Annotated in this window: 14 protein-coding genes; 6 read left to right on the top strand and 8 right to left on the bottom strand. The window is 73.1% G+C overall.

The annotated features are described in order from the left end of the window. Positions 1–78 precede the first annotated feature (78 nt). The 7 genes from ACFUK0_RS29380 to ACFUK0_RS29410 all read right to left on the bottom strand — a co-directional run bounded on the left by ACFUK0_RS29380 (position 79) and on the right by ACFUK0_RS29410 (position 8,149). Positions 79–420 carry an STAS domain-containing protein gene (locus tag ACFUK0_RS29380; protein WP_380255477.1) on the bottom strand — a complete coding sequence of 114 codons (342 nt, stop codon included), beginning with the start codon at positions 418–420 and terminating at the stop codon, positions 79–81. Then, on the bottom strand, positions 410–2,566 hold the full coding sequence (locus ACFUK0_RS29385) for a glycogen debranching protein (RefSeq protein WP_380255478.1): 2,157 nt from the start codon (positions 2,564–2,566) through the stop codon (positions 410–412). The genes ACFUK0_RS29380 and ACFUK0_RS29385 overlap by 11 nt, the downstream gene beginning before the upstream one ends. Beyond that, complete coding sequence (locus ACFUK0_RS29390) at positions 2,563–4,386, bottom strand: AGE family epimerase/isomerase (protein WP_380255479.1); 1,824 nt, start codon at positions 4,384–4,386, stop codon at positions 2,563–2,565. Before ACFUK0_RS29390 ends, ACFUK0_RS29385 begins: the two co-directional genes overlap by 4 nt. Further along, positions 4,383–4,994: a DJ-1/PfpI family protein gene (locus ACFUK0_RS29395; protein ID WP_380255480.1), complete on the bottom strand. Its 612-nt coding sequence runs from the start codon at positions 4,992–4,994 to the stop codon at positions 4,383–4,385. The genes ACFUK0_RS29390 and ACFUK0_RS29395 overlap by 4 nt, the downstream gene beginning before the upstream one ends. A gap of 140 nt (positions 4,995–5,134) precedes the next feature. Next, positions 5,135–5,587 (bottom strand): nuclear transport factor 2 family protein, encoded by a 453-nt coding sequence (locus ACFUK0_RS29400; RefSeq protein WP_380255481.1) that lies wholly within the window; start codon positions 5,585–5,587, stop codon positions 5,135–5,137. A gap of 58 nt (positions 5,588–5,645) precedes the next feature. Continuing rightward, complete coding sequence (locus ACFUK0_RS29405) at positions 5,646–7,274, bottom strand: thiamine pyrophosphate-binding protein (protein WP_380255482.1); 1,629 nt, start codon at positions 7,272–7,274, stop codon at positions 5,646–5,648. A 47-nt stretch (positions 7,275–7,321) separates the two neighbouring features. After that, on the bottom strand, positions 7,322–8,149 hold the full coding sequence (locus tag ACFUK0_RS29410; protein WP_380255483.1) for a type 1 glutamine amidotransferase domain-containing protein: 828 nt from the start codon (positions 8,147–8,149) through the stop codon (positions 7,322–7,324). 271 nt (positions 8,150–8,420) lie between these two features. Here ACFUK0_RS29410 and ACFUK0_RS29415 point away from each other — a divergent pair, with 271 nt between their 5' ends. From ACFUK0_RS29415 to ACFUK0_RS29430, 4 genes are all read left to right on the top strand, one after another. Continuing rightward, a complete protein-coding gene (locus tag ACFUK0_RS29415; RefSeq protein ID WP_380255484.1) occupies positions 8,421–9,593 on the top strand; it encodes an acyltransferase family protein in 1,173 nt (390 codons plus the stop codon). A 229-nt stretch (positions 9,594–9,822) separates the two neighbouring features. Further along, on the top strand, positions 9,823–11,508 hold the full coding sequence (gene treS, locus ACFUK0_RS29420; RefSeq protein WP_380255492.1) for a maltose alpha-D-glucosyltransferase: 1,686 nt from the start codon (positions 9,823–9,825) through the stop codon (positions 11,506–11,508). Further along, positions 11,505–12,953, top strand: a complete 1,449-nt coding sequence (locus ACFUK0_RS29425; RefSeq protein WP_380255485.1) for a maltokinase — start codon at positions 11,505–11,507, stop codon at positions 12,951–12,953. Before treS ends, ACFUK0_RS29425 begins: the two co-directional genes overlap by 4 nt. Then, complete coding sequence (locus tag ACFUK0_RS29430) at positions 12,944–13,585, top strand: DsbA family protein (protein WP_380255486.1); 642 nt, start codon at positions 12,944–12,946, stop codon at positions 13,583–13,585. Before ACFUK0_RS29425 ends, ACFUK0_RS29430 begins: the two co-directional genes overlap by 10 nt. Positions 13,586–13,675: 90 nt before the next feature. Here the strand turns inward: ACFUK0_RS29430 and ACFUK0_RS29435 are convergent, their stop codons facing one another. Continuing rightward, positions 13,676–14,122: a MarR family winged helix-turn-helix transcriptional regulator gene (locus ACFUK0_RS29435; protein WP_380255487.1), complete on the bottom strand. Its 447-nt coding sequence runs from the start codon at positions 14,120–14,122 to the stop codon at positions 13,676–13,678. Positions 14,123–14,328: 206 nt separating this feature from the next. On the opposite strand from ACFUK0_RS29435, the gene galU reads away from it, so the two are divergent. Together galU and ACFUK0_RS29445 are read left to right on the top strand one after the other, a co-directional pair. After that, positions 14,329–15,243 (top strand): UTP--glucose-1-phosphate uridylyltransferase GalU, encoded by a 915-nt coding sequence (gene galU / locus ACFUK0_RS29440; RefSeq protein ID WP_380255488.1) that lies wholly within the window; start codon positions 14,329–14,331, stop codon positions 15,241–15,243. 201 nt (positions 15,244–15,444) lie between these two features. Further along, a complete protein-coding gene (locus ACFUK0_RS29445) occupies positions 15,445–16,461 on the top strand; it encodes a streptomycin biosynthesis regulator (RefSeq protein ID WP_380255489.1) in 1,017 nt (338 codons plus the stop codon). Positions 16,462–16,625 lie beyond the last annotated feature (164 nt).

The following is a 16,625-nucleotide window of genomic DNA, read 5'->3' on the forward strand; positions in this document are numbered from 1 at the left end:
CTCAGGACGGTCAGGACGGTCAGGACGGTCGTTGCAGCCGGGCAGGCGGGGTCGGGCGGGGTCGGGCGGGTGCGCGGGTCAGGCGGCGGAGGAGCCGGCGAGGTCGGCGGTGTCGTCGGCGGGGGTCACGGTGGCGTCGAAGCCGCCGGCGGCCAGGGCCCGGCGCACGGCCGGGCCCGCGCCGTGGACGGTGATCTCCGCGCCCCGGGGGAGGAGCTGCTGGGTGTGGGCGAGGCAGCGCACGCCGCCGGCGGAGATCGACCGCAGGCCGTGCACGCGCAGCACGAGGCGGTTCAGCGGGCGTTGCAGGGCCTGCTCGACGAGGCTGCGCAGGGCGGGCACCCGCCGTTCGGGGAGTTCCCCGGTGAGGTGGATCGTCGCGGTGGAGCCGGTGATGCCGTAGTAGGCCTCAAAGGTCACGTTCGTCACCTGTTTCTGCGTGGTGCGCCACGAGGACCGTGACGCTGTGGCCGGCCAGTGCCAGCGGGCCGGCGACGGCGGGGCCGGGGGGTGCGCCGGGGGGACGGATGTCCTGGCCGGGGGGTGCGGAGGTGTCGGCGGACAGGTGCCAGCGGGTGCCGGCGGGGGGCGGGGGGAGGTGGACGGCGCGGGTGGCGGCGCGGTTGTTGGCGGCGAGGAACACGGTGTCGGTGGTGCCTGTCGTGTCGTCCTGGTGGTGTGCCAGCAGGGCGAGCAGGCCTTCGCTGCCGGGGTCCTCGCTCTGCCAGGGCAGTTCGCCGTGCCGGCTCAGTGCGGGGTACTGCCAGCCGTCGGGTGTGTCGCCGGGTGCGCGGGCGGGGCGGCGCAGGACGGGGTGGGCGGCGCGCAGGGCGAGGCAGGCGCGGACGAAGGCGAGCAGGTGGGCGTTGGTGTCGGCCAGTGTCCAGTCGAGCCAGCCGAGTGCGTTGTCCTGGCTGTAGGCGTTGTTGTTGCCCAGCTGGGTGCGGCCGAACTCGTCGCCGGCGGTGAGCATCGGCACGCCGGGTGCGGTGAGCAGGAGCAGCAGGGCGTTGCGGGTCTGCCGGGAGCGCAGCCGCAGGACGCCGGGGTCGTCGCTGGGGCCTTCGCAGCCGGCGTTCCAGCTGGCGTTGTCGCGGGGGCCGTCCTGGCCCTTTTCGCCGTTCGCCTCGTTGCGGGGGTGGTCGTAGGAGGTCCAGTCGGCGAGGGTGAATCCGTCGTGGCTGGTCAGGAGGTTGACGGAGGCGCGGTTGCCGCGTTGGCCGTAGAGGTCGGGGGAGCCGGCCATCCGGTGGGCGAGTTCGCCGGTGCCGGTGCCGGCGCTGGTGAGGAAGCGCCGCACGGCGTACTGGAAGCGGCTGTTCCATTCCATCCACCGTCCGTGGGCGGGGAAGCGGCCGACCAGGTCGAGTCCGTCGGCGTCGAAGGGTTCGGCGATGAGTTTGCAGTGCGCGAGGACGGGGTCGTGGGAGATGGCCTCCAGCAGCGGCGGGTTGTCCAGGGGGCGGCCGTCCTGGCCGCGGGTGAGGATGGGGGCCATGTCGAAGCGGAAGCCGTCGATGCGGAACTCGCTCGCCCAGTGGCGCAGGCAGTCGAGCAGCAGGGTGCGGGTCACGGGGTGGTTGGCGTTGACGGTGTTGCCCGTCCGGGTGAGGTTCAGGTAGGAGCCGTCGTCGCCGTGCAGGTAGTACGCCGCGTCGTGGAGGGCGCGCAGGGACAGGGTGGGGCCGCGGTGGTCGCCCTCGGCGGTGTGGTTGAGGACGACGTCGAGGATCACCTCGATGCCGGCGCGGTGCAGTTCCCGGACGAGTTCCTTCAGTTCGCGGACGGGGCCGTTTCCCCAGGGGTCAGCGGCGTAGGCGGCCTTGGGGGCGAAGAACGCGACCGGGTTGTAGCCCCAGTAGTCGGGCAGCGGCGCTCCGGTGGCGGGGTCGGTGAAGGGGTTGTCGGTCTCGTCGAACTCGAGGACGGGCATGAGTTCGACGCAGTTGACGCCCAGGGCGCGCAGGTAGGGGATCTTCTCGCGCAGGCCGGCGAAGGTGCCGGGGCTGGTCACGGCGGCGGAGGGGTGGCGGGTGAAGCCGCGTACGTGCAGCTCGTAGACGACCAGGTCCTGCGGGGCGATGCGGGGGTGCGGCACGTCCTGCCAGTCGAAGGGCTCGTGGACGATCTTCGAGCGGTAGGCGGGCCGCTGTCCCCAGTGCTCGCCTCCTGCCAGGGCTTTGGCGTAGGGGTCCAGGAGGAGCGGTCCGGGCGGGGCGCCGGGGGCGTCCTGGGTGCGGAAGGCGTAGTGGACGGCGTGCGGGTCGAGGCCGGGGACGGTCATGGTGAAGACGTCGCCGGTGCGGTACTCCTCGGGGAAGCGGATCTCGCGCAGGACCTCGCCGTGTGCGGCGTCCAGCAGGACCAGCCACATGGCGTGCGCCGTCGGCGAGCTGACCGTGAACGTGATGCCGGCGGCGGTGGGGGCCGCTCCCGGGCGCAGCGGGTCGCCGGGCAGGACGGGCAGGACGGCCGGGGCGGGTGGTGCGGGCAGGGCGGCCGGGGCGGGTGGGAGGGGTGCGGTGCGGGGGCGGGGCGGCGCGGTGGGTGTCTGCGGGGCGTTCATGTGCGCTCCGCGGGGCGCAGGCGTACCCGTACCGTCATCGCCCCGTCGCGTGCGGGCAGGCGTACCGTCATGGCCTCGGCGTCGAAGTCGGTCCACGGGGCGCCGTCGATGAGGACGTGCTGCAGTTCGACGCGGCCGGGCGGCAGCAGGTCGGGGGCCACCCGCAGCAGGGCGCCGGGGTAGTCGGCGTCGCCGCGGGGGCGGAACCACAGGTCCAGGCTCTCGCCGCGTACCAGCAGCCGGGTGTAGACCTCGGCGAGGTAGCACAGTTCGGCTTTGTGGTACATCGCCATCGCGTGGTTGCCCTTGAGGCGTTCGTCGCCCATGAGGAAGGGCATGCCGTCGGCGAGGACGGTGAAGTGGACGCCGCCCTCGTCGTGGTCGAGGAAGAAGGCGTTGTAGAACGCGGCGGCCTCGTGGGCGTGCGGCAGGTAGCCGTCCTCGCGGGTGTGGCCGGCGAGGACCAGGTAGGCCAGGATGGCCTGTTCCTGCTGCCACCAGGTCTTGCGGTTGTGCCAGACGAAGGCGTGGCGGCCGTTGTCGGCCTCGCGCTGCAGCAGGTCGTACCAGCCTCCGCGCTGGCCGTCGCGGCCGACCGCGGGCATGGTGCGGGCGAGTTGTTCGGCGAGGCGGCGGTACTCGCGTTTGGGCAGGGCGGCGTTCGTCCGCATCAGGTTCCAGGCGATCTTCAGGTTGTGGCCGACCACCGCGCGGTTCTGCTGCCAGCCCCAGGTGTGGTCGGGGGTCCAGTCGCCGTGGAAGCGTTCGTTGACGAACGGGCTGGGGTCGGGGCCGCGGTCGGGCAGGTGGGTGGCGATCATGTCGCTGGTGTGTTCCAGCATCCGCCGGTAGCGGTCCTCGCCGGTGGCGAGGTAGAGGTTGATCAGGTAGGCGGGGGCGTGGTCGCCGACCGAGTTCCAGTTCTTGCGGGAGCGGTTGGGGCCGAGCCCGTCGTGGTGCGGGCTGAGGGTGACCGGGTCGATGTGGGAGTAGTACCCGCCCAGGCGGGGGTCGTGGAAGAACTTCTCGAAGAGCCGGACCGTTCCCTCGATGTCCGCCTTGATGACGGGGCTGCCGGTGACCCGGTAGGTCTGGGTGAGGCCCACGAGGGCGTAGATCTGCTCGTAGGCGGGGATCGCGCGGTAGTCGTCGCCGAACTCGGAGGCGAACAGCTTGCGTTCCCTGCCGCCCTCGACGTCGACGCCGTGGTACCAGTAGACGGTGTCCTCGGCCTCGTCGTGGAAGCGCAGGTGGTCGTGGAGGTACTGCGAGCCGCGTTCCGCGACGTCCAGGTAGTCCTCGTTGCCGGTGAGCATGTAGGCGGTGGCCATCCCGTAGACCAGGCGGGAGATGGTGTCGCTCTCCTGGACGTGGTGCGTGGTGCGGTGCCCGCAGCCGCGGACCTGGGTGCGGTAGTCGGCGAAGTCGGCGGGGCCGTCGCCGAACTGGGAGCGGCGGTAGAACTTCGCCAGCTGGTCCAGCTGGCGTGTCCACCACCCGGGCTCCTGGTAGGGGTGCGGGGCGGCGGCGTCCCCCGCGAACACCAGCCGGTCCGCCTGGAAGAACAGTCCCGGGCCGTCCGGGTAGACGGGCCCGTAGGTGAAGACCAGTGCCCCCGGTGACAGGTGCTCTGCGATCCGGTCGGACACGTCGTGGTAGGGCTCGCCGAGGTTGCGCAGCCGCTGCGCGGTGGTGGTGTCGGTGAGGTGGACGGTGACGTCGCGCCCGTCCGGGGTGCGTACGGTGAAGCGGCTGCCCCGGTGCCCGGTGACGTAGCCGGCCGTCAGGTCGGAGAACGAGAAGGGGACGCCGGTGCTCATGCGGCGTTCCGTGCCGGGACGGCGAGCCGTTCGATGACGGTGCGGGCCAGCAGGTGGCAGTGGTCGACGGTGCGGGAGGTCACCAGGTCGCGGTCCACCACGAGGTCCTGGTTGAGGTACACGCCGCCCATGTTGCGCACGTCGGCGGCGAGGTTGTTGTGGCAGGTGACGGGCCGTTCCCGGATCAGTTCGGGTGCGGCGGCCAGCAGTTGCAGCCCGTGGCAGGAGAACGCCTTGACCAGGCTGGGGATGCGGAAGGCGCGGCGCAGGAGTTCCAGCGCGGGGGGTGTCTGTTCCACGTCCTCGCTGAAGCGCAGCCGGTCCGCGACGTTCCCGGAGGGGACGATCAGCGCGGAGTACTGCAGCAGTTCGTGGTAGTCCAGGCTCTCCAGGTCCCCGTCGACGTCGAGCGGGGCGTGGTGCTCGCGGCCGGTGAAGGTGAGGGAGGGCTGTCCCCACAGCCGGGTGAGCAGGCGGACCTCGGCGCCCTCCTCGGCGAAGCGCCGCCGGTAGTAGGCGATCTCGTCCTCGACGAAGTCGCTCTCCATCAGGACGCCTATGCGTTTGCCGGCCAGCCGGCCGGTCGGCAGGGGTTTCACGGTTCCCACGGGGGACTCTCCCGGATTGCGTCGTTGCCGGACAGGGGCGGGCAGGGGGCGGGCAGGGAACGGGGGCACGGCCGTGGCGCGGGCGGGCGCCACGGCCGTGCCGGGTGCCGTCCCCGGTGGGGGAACGGGGACGGCGGCTCTCAGAGCCCGGCCGAGCCGGGCATCGCCGACAGGGAGTCGACGGTGTAGGTGCGGATCCGGGGGGTGCCGTCCTCCAGGACGACGCTCCAGCTCTGGCGGGCGTCGAAGCCCAGCCAGGAGCTGGTGGCGGCGGGCGGGTTCCACGTCCTGGTCTGCCAGTTGACGAGGACCCGCACCTCGGCGGCGCCGGCGCGGATCTCGCCGACGTCCACGGTGAGCACGGTGTGCGCCTCGTCGAAGAACCGGTGCGTCACCGCGTCGTACCAGGAGCGGAAGCCCTCGCGCCCGCGCGTGGTCCCCTCGGGGAAGTGCATGACCAGGCCGTCGCCGACCAGGTGGGCGAGGACGTCCTCGACGGGGTCGTGGCGGTCCAGTGCGCGGTACCAGTCCTCCACGAGCCGGCGTACGGCGGCCTCGCTGAGCTGCTGCTGCTGAACCTGGGGCGTGGGCATGGCGCGGTGCTCCTTCGGCGGAGAGGGCGGGGGTGCGGCGGCCGGCCGGGGCGGCGCGTCATTCGGTCACGAGGTCCACCAGGTAGGGCCCGTCGTGGGTGAGCATCGCGTGGACGGCCGGCCCGACCTGTTCCGGCTTGTCGACCCGCTGCCCGGCGACGCCGAGCGAGCGGGCCAGGTCCGCGAAGCGGATCTCGGGGCGGGACAGGTCGAAGGCGTCCGGGTAGGCGTGCGGGGCGATGCCCTGCTCCTGCCAGTACCGTTCGATGTTCAGGTCCAGCAGCCGGTAGCGGCGGTTGTTGCAGATGACGAACCCGGCGGCGACGCCGTAGCGGGCCGCGGTCCACAGGGCCTGGACGGTGTACATGCTGGCGCCGTCCCCGGTGAACCCGACCACCTGGAGGTCGGGGCGGGCCAGTTTGACGCCGATCGCTCCGGGGATGCCGACGCCCAGTGATCCGCCGCGGGTCTGGAAGTAGGTGCCGGGCACCCGCGGCGGCAGGTGGCGGGTCAGCGCGGGGGAGGCGGTGAGCGCCTCGTCGAAGACGGCGAGGTTCGCCGGGGCCTGCGCCGCCAGCTCCCGGGCGAACGCCTCCATCAGGCCCTGCGGGCCGTCCTGGCCCCGCGGTGCGTGCGGTGGCTGCGGGGTGTGCGGGCCGGCGGGCCGGGGCGGGGGCGCGGGGGCGCCGCGGGCCGCCAGTTCGGCGCTCAGTGCGCCGAGGGCGAGCGCGGGGTCGCCGGCCAGGCCGAGGTCGACGGGGAAGTTCTTCGCGATCTCGTACGCGTCGGCGTCGATGTGCACGATCCGGGCGCCCGGCGCGAAGGGGTTCGCCAGGCTGGGGAAGACCTCGGGGAACACGTAGGTGCCCGCGATCAGGACGGTGTCGGCGCCGCCCACCACCCGGGCGCTGTCGGCGCCGGACATGTGGCCGAGGTTGCCGGCGAACAGCGGGTGCGTGGTGTCGAAGTTGACCTCGGAGGAGTTCACGCCCCACACCGGCGCGCCCAGCTGCTCGGCGACCGCGGTCAGCTGCCGCTGGGCGCCGCTCGCCGCGACCCCGTCGCCCATCAGGACCAGGGGGGCGGTGCCCGACGTCAGCAGGCGGGCGGCCTCGGCCACGGCGGCGGGCTCCGGGACGGCGCGCAGGGAGGGCACGCAGGCGGCGACGGCGCTCTCGGTGGTGTCCTGGTCGAGGACGTCGGCGGGCAGGACCACCAGGACCGGTCCGCGCGGCGGCGTCATCGCGATCTTCACCGCGCGGCGCAGCACCCGCAGGACGGAGGAGGGGTCGAGGACGCGGGTGGCGTACTTGGTGACCGGTGCGGCCATCGCCACCAGGTCCGCCGCCATCTGGGCGTCCATCGCGTCGTAGCGCACGCCGGCCTCCCCGGCGAGGGCGACCAGCGGCGAGCCGCCGCGTTTGGCCTGGTAGAGCATGCCGGCCGCGTTGCCGAGCCCGACGCCGCTGTGCAGCTGGACCACCGAGGGGCGCTGCGAGGCGCGGGCGTAGCCGTCGGCCATGGCCACCGCGACGCTCTCGTGCAGGGCCAGGACGTAGCGGGTGGCGCCGGCGTCGGCGAGGTCGAGGAAGCCCTGCTCGACGGTCCCGGGGTTGCCGAACATGTGGGTGATGCCGTCGGCGGCGAACTGTTCGAACAGGGCGGCCTTGCCTGGCCTGGCGGGCATGGTGGCTCCTTGGGGTCGCGGACCGGAGGCTCTGCTGGCCGTGGCGGCTACCAGCCGAAGCGGCGCAGGCCGTTCTCCAGCACCTCGGCGAGGAGTTCGCCGGCGAGGACGGAGTCGGGGGTGGAGCGGGCGGTCACGAAGGGGAAGTCGACGACGACCGAGGTCTCCTTGCCGACGTTGCCGTGGAAGGCGCCGTCGGGGCCGGTGGCGTCGCGCAGGATGTACTCCAGCGGGTACGGCGGGGGGCCCATGTTGAACTCGACGCCGACGAACCCGGTGCCGTCCTTGTAGTCGTACTCCTTGGGATGGCCGGTGACGTGCTTGCCCCGCAGCAGGCTGGCGCGGGACTCCGCGTCGCGGGCGAAGGCGAGGGCTGCGACGCCGTAGCACTCGGCGAGGATGGGCTTGCCGGCCGCGACGAACGCCAGGATCAGCTCGTGCAGCCGCTCGTTGTTGGCCAGGTCGACGATCGGGCCGCTGCCGCCCACCACGACCATCGCGTCGAAGCTGGCGAGCAGCTCGGCGGTGGCCGCGCCGAGCCGGCGGTTGTACTCCTCCAGGTCGCGCAGGTGGTTGAGCGCGCTGTAGTAGGGGCGCTCCGGGAGCATCTCGGCGAGGCTGAGCGGGTTGTCGAGCCGGCTGGAGTCGTCCATGGTGCGGGCCCGGCGGGCCATGTCGCGGGTGGTGACCGCCCGGCCCAGCGGCGGGTCGATGTACTCGGAGTCGAGGCTGGGGGGCAGCGCCTGGGGGCGCTTGCCGTTCGGGGTGATGAACGCCGTCCGGTAGCCGCGCGCATCGAACACCTCGAGCGGGCCGACGAGTTCCTCCCCCCAGTACCCGAATTCGGACAGCACCACCAGGACGCGTTTGGACACGGATGTCTCCCCTGTGACGAAGGATGAGGTCTGTCCCGCCGGTGCGGCCACCGGCAGCGGGCCGGGGCCGGGGGCCGGGGACGTCACCGAGTCAAACCGCTGCCCCGGGAGCGGGCAATGACCGCGGGCACGATCGCGGCGACTCTCCCAAGTTGCCCCAGTCGCCGCGAAAGCCCCGCCCCGCAGCCGCTCCTGACGCTCGCTCTGGTGTTCTGGGACGCCCGCAGTGCGCAGCGCTGCACCGCCGCCCGCAGCCGAGGAGCGCCCCTTCATGGCACCCGCAGCCGCCCCACCGGAGCGATTGCCGTCACTGACCGGAACGCGGTTTCTCGCCGCCCTCCTCGTGCTCGCCTTCCACGCCTCCTCCGAGGGGCTGTTCGCCGACGAGGGGACCGCCGGGACCCTGGCCGCCCTCCTCGGGAAGGCCGGCTGGGCGGGCGTCTCGTTCTTCTTCGTGCTCAGCGGCTTCGTGCTGGCCTGGTCGGCGGGCCCGGGCGGCGCCGGGCCCGGTTTCCGCCGCCGCAGGATCGCCAGGATCTACCCGGCCCATCTCGTCACCGCCCTGGCGGCGACGGCCCTGCTCGTGGCGGGCGGCGCCGGCCTGGCGTGGGCCGAGGTGGTGCCCAACCTGCTGCTGGTGCAGTCCTGGTTCCCGCAGCCGGAGATCTTCGTCAGCGGGAACCCGGTGAGCTGGTCGCTCTCCTGCGAGCTGCTGTTCTACCTGTCCTTCCCGCCGCTGTGGCGCGCACTGTCGCGCATCGGGGCCGGCCGCCTGTGGTGGTGGGCGGGGGCGCTGGCCGCGGCCGTCCTCTGCGTGCCGGCGCTGGCGGCGCACCTGGTGCCCGGCGGCCCGGTGCTGACGATGCCGGACGGCACCGTCGGCCTCCACCAGTACTGGTTCGTCTACGTGCTGCCGCCGGTGCGCGCACCGGAGTTCGTCCTGGGGGCCGTGATGGCCCGGATCGTGCGCGAGGGGAAGTGGATCGGCCTGCGGCCGCTGCCGGCCGCCGCCCTCGCCGGCGCCGGGTACGCGGCGGCGGCCCGGGTGCCCTACCTCTACGGCCTGGCGGCCGCCACCGTCGTGCCGGCCGCCCTGCTGGTCGCGGCCCTCGCCCACGCCGACCGCACCGGGCGCCGCACGTGGCTCGCCGCCCGCCCGGTGGTGCGGCTCGGCGAACTGTCCTTCGCGCTGTACCTGGTGCACCGGCTGGTGCTCGGCTACGGCCACCGGGCGCTGGGCGCCGGCCACAGCTGGTCCACGCCGGTGGCCGCCCTCCTCGTGCTCGCGGGGTTCGCCGTCAGCCTCGCCCTGGCGTGGCTGCTGCACACCCTGGTGGAGATCCCCGCCCTGCGGCGCTGGGCCCGCCCGGACACCGCGGCGCCCCCGGGCCCGGCGCCGCACCGCAGCAGAAACGTTCCCTCCGGCCACGGCTCACCGAACTGAACCCCAGCCCCGCCCCGCCCTGCCCAGTCCTGCGTACCCGCCCCGCTCTGCCCCGCCGCACCCGCGCGCCCGCGCCCCGCCGGCGGCACCCCCCGCCGGCCCGCGGCGGCAACCGATCCGCCCGCCCGGCCACGCCGCCGCGCATCTTCACCTGGAGGAACACGTGAGCACGGACCGCACCCCGTCCGCCGTCCCCGACGGGCGCGCCGCCCACACCCGGCCGGAGGCCCTGCCCGGCGACCCCGGCGCGGCCCCCGACTGGTTCAAGACAGCGGTCTTCTACGAGGTACTGGTCCGCTCCTTCCAGGACAGCAACGGCGACGGCGTCGGCGACCTGCGCGGCCTGACCGCCCGGCTGGACTACCTGCAGTGGCTCGGCGTCGACTGCCTCTGGCTGCCGCCCTTCTTCGCCTCCCCGCTGCGCGACGGCGGCTACGACGTCTCCGACTACAAGTCCGTCCTGCCGGAGTTCGGCACCTTCGAGGACTTCACCGGCCTGGTCGGCGCCGCCCACCGGCGCGGCATGCGCGTCATCACCGACATGGTCATGAACCACACCAGCGACCAGCACCCCTGGTTCCAGGCCTCCCGGCAGGACCCCGACGGCCCCTACGGCGACTTCTACATCTGGGCCGACGACGACCGGCAGTACCCCGACGCCCGGATCATCTTCGTCGACACCGAGACGTCCAACTGGAGCTACGACCCCGTCCGCAAGCAGTACTTCTGGCACCGCTTCTTCTCCCACCAGCCGGACCTCAACTACGACAACCCGGCCGTCCGGGAAGCCATGCTGGACGTCCTGCGGTTCTGGCTCGACCTCGGGATCGACGGCTTCCGCCTCGACGCCGTGCCCTACCTCTACACCCGCGAGGGCACCAACTGCGAGAACCTTCCCGAGACCCACGACCTCCTCAAGCAGGTGCGCGCGGTCGTCGACCAGGAGTACCCGGGACGCGTCCTGCTCGCCGAGGCCAACCAGTGGCCCGAGGACGTCGTCGACTACTTCGGCGACTACGAGCGCGGCGGCGACGAGTGCCACATGGCGTTCCACTTCCCGCTGATGCCACGGATCTTCATGGCCGTGCGCAAGGAGTCCAGGTACCCCGTCTCCGAGATCCTCGCCGCCACCCCCAAGATCCCCGCCGGCTGCCAGTGGGCGATCTTCCTGCGCAACCACGACGAACTGACCCTGGAGATGGTCACCGAAGAGGAACGCGACTACATGTACGCCCAGTACGCCCAGGACCCGCGGATGCGCGCCAACGTCGGCATCCGCCGGCGCCTCGCCCCGCTGCTGGGCAACGACCACAACCAGATCGAACTGTTCACCGCCCTGCTGCTGTCCCTGCCCGGCTCCCCGGTCCTCTACTACGGCGACGAGATCGGCATGGGCGACAACATCTGGCTCGGCGACCGCGACGCCGTGCGCACCCCCATGCAGTGGACACCCGACCGCAACGCCGGCTTCTCCGGCGCCGACCCCGGACGGCTCAGCCTGCCACCCGTCATGGACCCCGTCTACGGCTACCAGGCGATCAACGTCGAGAGCCAGCAGGACAGCAGCGCCTCCCTGCTGCACCGCACCCGCCGCCTGCTGGCCGCCCGCCGCCGCCACCCCGCCTTCGGCCTCGGCGAGTTCGAGGAGATCCCCTCCTCCAACCCCGCCGTCCTCGCCTACCTGCGCCGCCACACCCGCGACGACGCCACCACCTCCACCGTGCTGTGCGTCAACAACCTCTCCCGCCACCCCCAGCCCGTCGAGCTGGAACTGCGCGCACACCGCGGCATCGTCCCCGTCGAGGTCACCGGAGGCGCCGCCTTCCCCGCGATCGGCGACCGCCCCTACCAGCTCAGCCTGCCCGGCCACGGCTTCTACTGGTTCTGCGTCTGCCCCGACGGGGACCCCCGGTGAGCGGCCCGCCCCTGCCCTTCGACCGCGACGCCATGGAACGGGCCCTCACCGCCTGGCTGCCCTCACAGCGCTGGTACGCGGGAAAGACCCGCCCCCTCGACCACGTGAGCGTCGTCGCCGCACACCCCTTCGGCGGCCCGCCCGGCCCGAGCCGCGGCCCCGCCCGCGGACTCGTCCTGGTCGCCCGCGCCCACTTCGCCGACGCCGGCGCACCGGAGCACTACCAGGTGCCCATCGGCATCCGCCCCGCCCTGCCCGGCCCCCGCCCCGAAGACCCGCCCCCCATCGCCGTACTCGGCGACACCGTCGTCCACGAAGCCCTCGCCGACCACGCACTCGTCCGCGACCTCCTCGCACTGCTGGCCCAGGACACCACCCGCGCCCCCCTGGCCTTCCGCGCCGAGAGCACCACCCCCGGCCACGAAATCCCCGGCCACCGACCCCCCGCCCGGCCGGCCGCCACCAGCAGACTCCTCACCGCCGAACAGAGCAACACCTCCGTCGTCATCGACGACCGCTACCTGCTCAAATGCTTCCGCCGCCTGCACACCGGCACCAACCCCGAGGTCGAACTGCGCCGCGCCCTGGCCGGCCGCCCCGGCCCGCCCCTCACCCCGCCCCTGCACGCCGTCCTCGACGGGCACCTCGGCGGAGCCCCCGTCACCTACGCCGTCCTGCAGAGCTACCTGCCCGACGCCGTCGACGGATGGACCGCCGCACTGCACCACCTCGAAACCCGGCCCGGACAGTCCTTCGCCCAGCACGCCCACGCCATGGGAACAGCCACCGGCGCCGTCCACACCCGCCTCGCGGCCGCCTTCGGCACCCGCCGCCCCGGCCCCGGCGAAACGGCCGGCCTCACCGGCCGCCTGGTCACCGCACTGGAGGACGCCCTGCGCGCCGTCCCCGAACTGGCCCGCCACGAAACCGCCCTGCGCCACGCCTACGCCCAGGCCGCCGCCCTCACCCCCGCCACCACCCTCCAACGCGTCCACGGCGACCTCCACCTCGGCCAACTCGTCCGCTCCGGCCCCACCTGGCAGCTCATCGACTTCGAAGGAGAACCCGCCACCCCGATGGCCGAGCGCACCTCGCCCCGCCCCCCGCTCAGCGACGTCGCCGGCATGCTCCGCTCCTTCGACTACGCCGCCCACCACGCCGCCTGGCAACCCGGCCCCGCCGACCCCGCCGACCTGCGCCGCTGGGCCCGCGACAGCCAGGACGCCTTCTGCGACGGCTACGCCCTGGCCACCGGCAGCGACCCCCGCCACCACCCCGAACTGCTGCGCGCCCACACCCTCGCCAAAGCCGTGTACGAGAGCGCCTACGAAGCCCGCAACCGACCGCACTGGCTGCACATACCGCTGGAGGACGTCGAGCGGCTCCTCGACCCCGCGGCATGGCCGCCGCACCGGCCCCCCGGAGATGACGCCCCATGGAACTGACCGCCACGAAACCCACCATCGACATATGGTTCGACTACATCTGCCCCTTCTCCGTGATGACCCGCAAAGTCATCGACGACGTGACGGCCCGCACCCCGGCCGACGTCCGCTGGCACCCCTACGAACTCCACGAGAACGGCGTACCGCCCACCGGCAAGACCGACTACCCCGAACACGTCTGGGAGAACTCCGTCCTGCCCATGGCCGAACGGCTCGGCGTCCGCTTCGGCCCCGTCCCCGCCATCGCCCTGCCCCGCACTGCCCTCGCCATGCACGGACACCGCTACGCCCAGGAGCACGGCCTCGCACCGGCCTGGGACACCCGCGTCTTCGACGCGCACTTCCACGGCGCCCGCGACATCTCCGACCCCGCCGAACTCACCGCCACAGCAGGCGACCTCGGCCTGGACACCGAGGAGTTCCGCGCCCGCATCCTCTCCCCGCAGGCCGCCCTCGAACACCACCACTCCCAGCAGCACACCCGCCGCGCCCTGCGCATCCACACCGTCCCCACCGTCGCCATCGGATCATGGCGCACCGAGGGCGTCCCGCAGGCCGCGCGGCTGCTCGACGTCATCGCCGCACTGAGCACCCGCCGCCCCACCCGGGCCCGGCCCCCCGCCACGACCTGACCCCCACGACCTGACCCCCACGACCTGACCCCCACGACCTGACCCCCACGACCTGACCGGTCCGGCCCGGCCCCCGCCGGCCCGGGCCGGTCACCGCGCCTGCGACTCCAGAGCGTCGACGGCCTGCGCGAGCAACGCCGACAACGCGTCCACCACCCCGGGCGGAAGCCGGCGCAGCACCCGCGAATGCACCGCGTCCACCCCCTCCTGCACCGCCTCGACCACCCGCAGCCCCTCCACCGTCAACTGCGCCCACGAACTGCGCCCGTCGTGCAGGTCCGCCTCACGCACCACATAACCGGACTCCGTCATCCGCCGCAGGACATTGCTCGTCCCCCCGGAGGACAGCCGGCAGAGCGCCGACAGGTCCATCGGCCGCAGCCGGTGACCGGGCCCCGCCCCCCGCAGCGCCGCCAGCACATCGAAGTCGGCACGGGTCAGCCCGTGCTCGGCGATCCGCGCGTTGGTGGTCGAGTCCATCACGGCGCACAGCCGCGCCGCCCGGGCGGCCAGCTCCGCCGAGGCACCGGGCGCCACGGCGTACCCGCTCCTGTCGACCGCCCCTGACGCCACGTCCGCCCGCCCCCCGATCGCCCGCCCCCCGCGATTCGCGCACCAAAGGGGTCAGCGAAGTCTAGACGGGCCCGGGCAGCCCGTGCCAGATCAGCCGGAAAATGCCCAAGTCGCGCTGCCGGGACGGCAAATTCTTCCCCGCGCAATACCGATCAAATAGCTTTCTGGCCATGACCTCCACGTCTGCCCGCATAGTCAAGGCAGTGGTACCCGTCGCCGGTCTCGGAACACGGTTCCTGCCAGCCACCAAAGCCACCCCGAAAGAAATGCTCCCGGTGGTGGACAAACCCGCGATCCAGTACGTCGTCGAAGAGGCCGTCGCCTCGGGGATATCCGACATCCTCATGGTGACCGGCCGCAACAAGCGCCCGCTGGAGGACCATTTCGACCGCAACTACGAACTCGAGGCCGAACTGCTCAGAAAGGGCGACACCGACCGCCTCGCCCGCGTCTGCGCCCCCACCGAACTCGCGGACATCCACTACGTACGCCAGGGCGACCCCCGCGGCCTCGGACACGCCGTCCTGTGCGCGGCCCCCCACGTCGGCTCGGAACCCTTCGCCGTCCTGCTCGGCGACGACCTCATCGACCCCCGCGACCCCCTGCTGAGCCGGATGATCGAGGTCCGCGAGGAACACGGCGGCAGCGTGGTCGCCCTCATGGAGGTCGACCCCTCCCAGATCCACCTCTACGGCTGCGCCGTCGTGCGCCACGACCGCAGCGGCGACACCGTACGGGTCACCGACCTGGTCGAGAAGCCCGCACCCGGCACCGCCCCGAGCAACTACGCGGTGATCGGCCGCTACGTGCTGGACCCGGCGGTCTTCGAGGTCCTGCGCCGCACCGAGCCCGGGCGCGGCGGCGAGATCCAGCTGACCGACGCCCTGCGCGAACTCGCCCACACCAACGAGGGCGGCCCCGTGCACGGCGTCGTCTTCTCCGGCCGGCGCTACGACACCGGAGACCGCTCCGACTACCTCAAGGCCACCGTCCGCATCGCCTGGGAACGGGAGGACCTCGGCCCGGAATTCCGCTCCTGGCTGCGGGAGTTCATGGCCGCCGACGTCCTGGCGCCCGCCCGCTGACCCCCGGCTGCGCAACCGGGGAACTCCCCGGTTGCGCAGTCAGGACCCGCCCGGCCGGGCCGACTTGCCCAGATCGCCCCGGGAGTCCCTCACGACCAAGAAAACCGAACGATCGTTACGTAATCTCGGTGGCGGCTCAACCGATCCGCCCACGCCCGCCGGCTTCCGCAACGACCGGTACCCCAGGAGGTGCTCTCGACCATGGACACCGTCCAAGCCGACACCATGCCTGCGTCCGGCCACGACGCGGGCCGACCGCGCGAAGCGGAGGACCAGAGCGTGCAGCGGGTGCCGATCGGAATGCTGCTCCCCGCCGACTCACCGCGCATGTCGGGGGAGAACCTGGACCACGCCCGCGCCCTCGGCGCACTGGACGGGGACCTCCCCCCGATCCTGGTGCACCGCTCCACGATGCGCGTCATCGACGGGATGCACCGGCTGCGCGCCGCCATCCTCCAGGAGCAGGCGCTGGTGGACGTGCTGTTCTTCGACGGGACGCCGGAGGACGCCTTCGTCGTCGCCGTCCGCTCCAACTGCCGCCACGGACTGCCGCTGACCCTCGCCGAGCGGGCCGCGGCCGCGGCCCGCATCATGATCTCCCACCCCCAGTGGTCGGACCGCGCCATCGCCTCCGTCGCCGGGCTCTCCTCCAAGACCGTGGCCGCCCTGCGCCGGCGCACCGGCGCAGGGAACCTCGCACCGCAGTCCCGGGTGGGCCAGGACGGCAGGGTCAGGCCGCTGGACAGCACCGCCGGGCGCCTCGCGGCCAGCCAGCTGATCGCGGCCACCCCGGAGGCGTCCCTGCGGGAGATCGCCCGCCAGGCCGGGATCTCGCCCGGCACCGTGCGCGACGTGCGGGCCCGCCTCGACCGCGGCGAGGACCCGCTCCCGCAGGCCCACCGCCGAAGAAGCGCCGCCGCGAGACAGCGCCGGGCCCGCCCGCGCGAGGACGCCGCGAAGGCGCCCGACCCCGCCGCCGGGCCCCCGGCCGACCTGGGCCGGGTCTTCACCAGCCTGCGCAACGACCCCTCCCTGCGCCAGACCGAGGCCGGACGCCTGCTGCTGCGCATGCTCGAAATGCACCTGCCCCACCAGTGGGACCGTCTCGCGGAATCGGTTCCGGCCTACCGGGCCGGCACGGTCGCCCTCGCGGCCGTCGAATGCGCGAAGGCCTGGCAGGAATTCGCAGCCAGAATGCGCCGCGACCAGCCGCCGTAGCGGCCGGACGCGGCAGGGGACTCCCCTCCCGGAATGCGGGGGCGAGGAAGCCCGACACATGAAGAAAAACGATGGATGAGGAGTGTGTGATGTCGGTAGTTGATGAGGCGGCGGTTTCGGGCGGGGTGCGGGAGGCGGGGTCGCCACCGGTACGGATGACGGGC

Origin of the sequence: Kitasatospora sp. NPDC057223, assembly GCF_042669755.1 — a bacterium.
Classification (GTDB): domain Bacteria; phylum Actinomycetota; class Actinomycetes; order Streptomycetales; family Streptomycetaceae; genus Kitasatospora.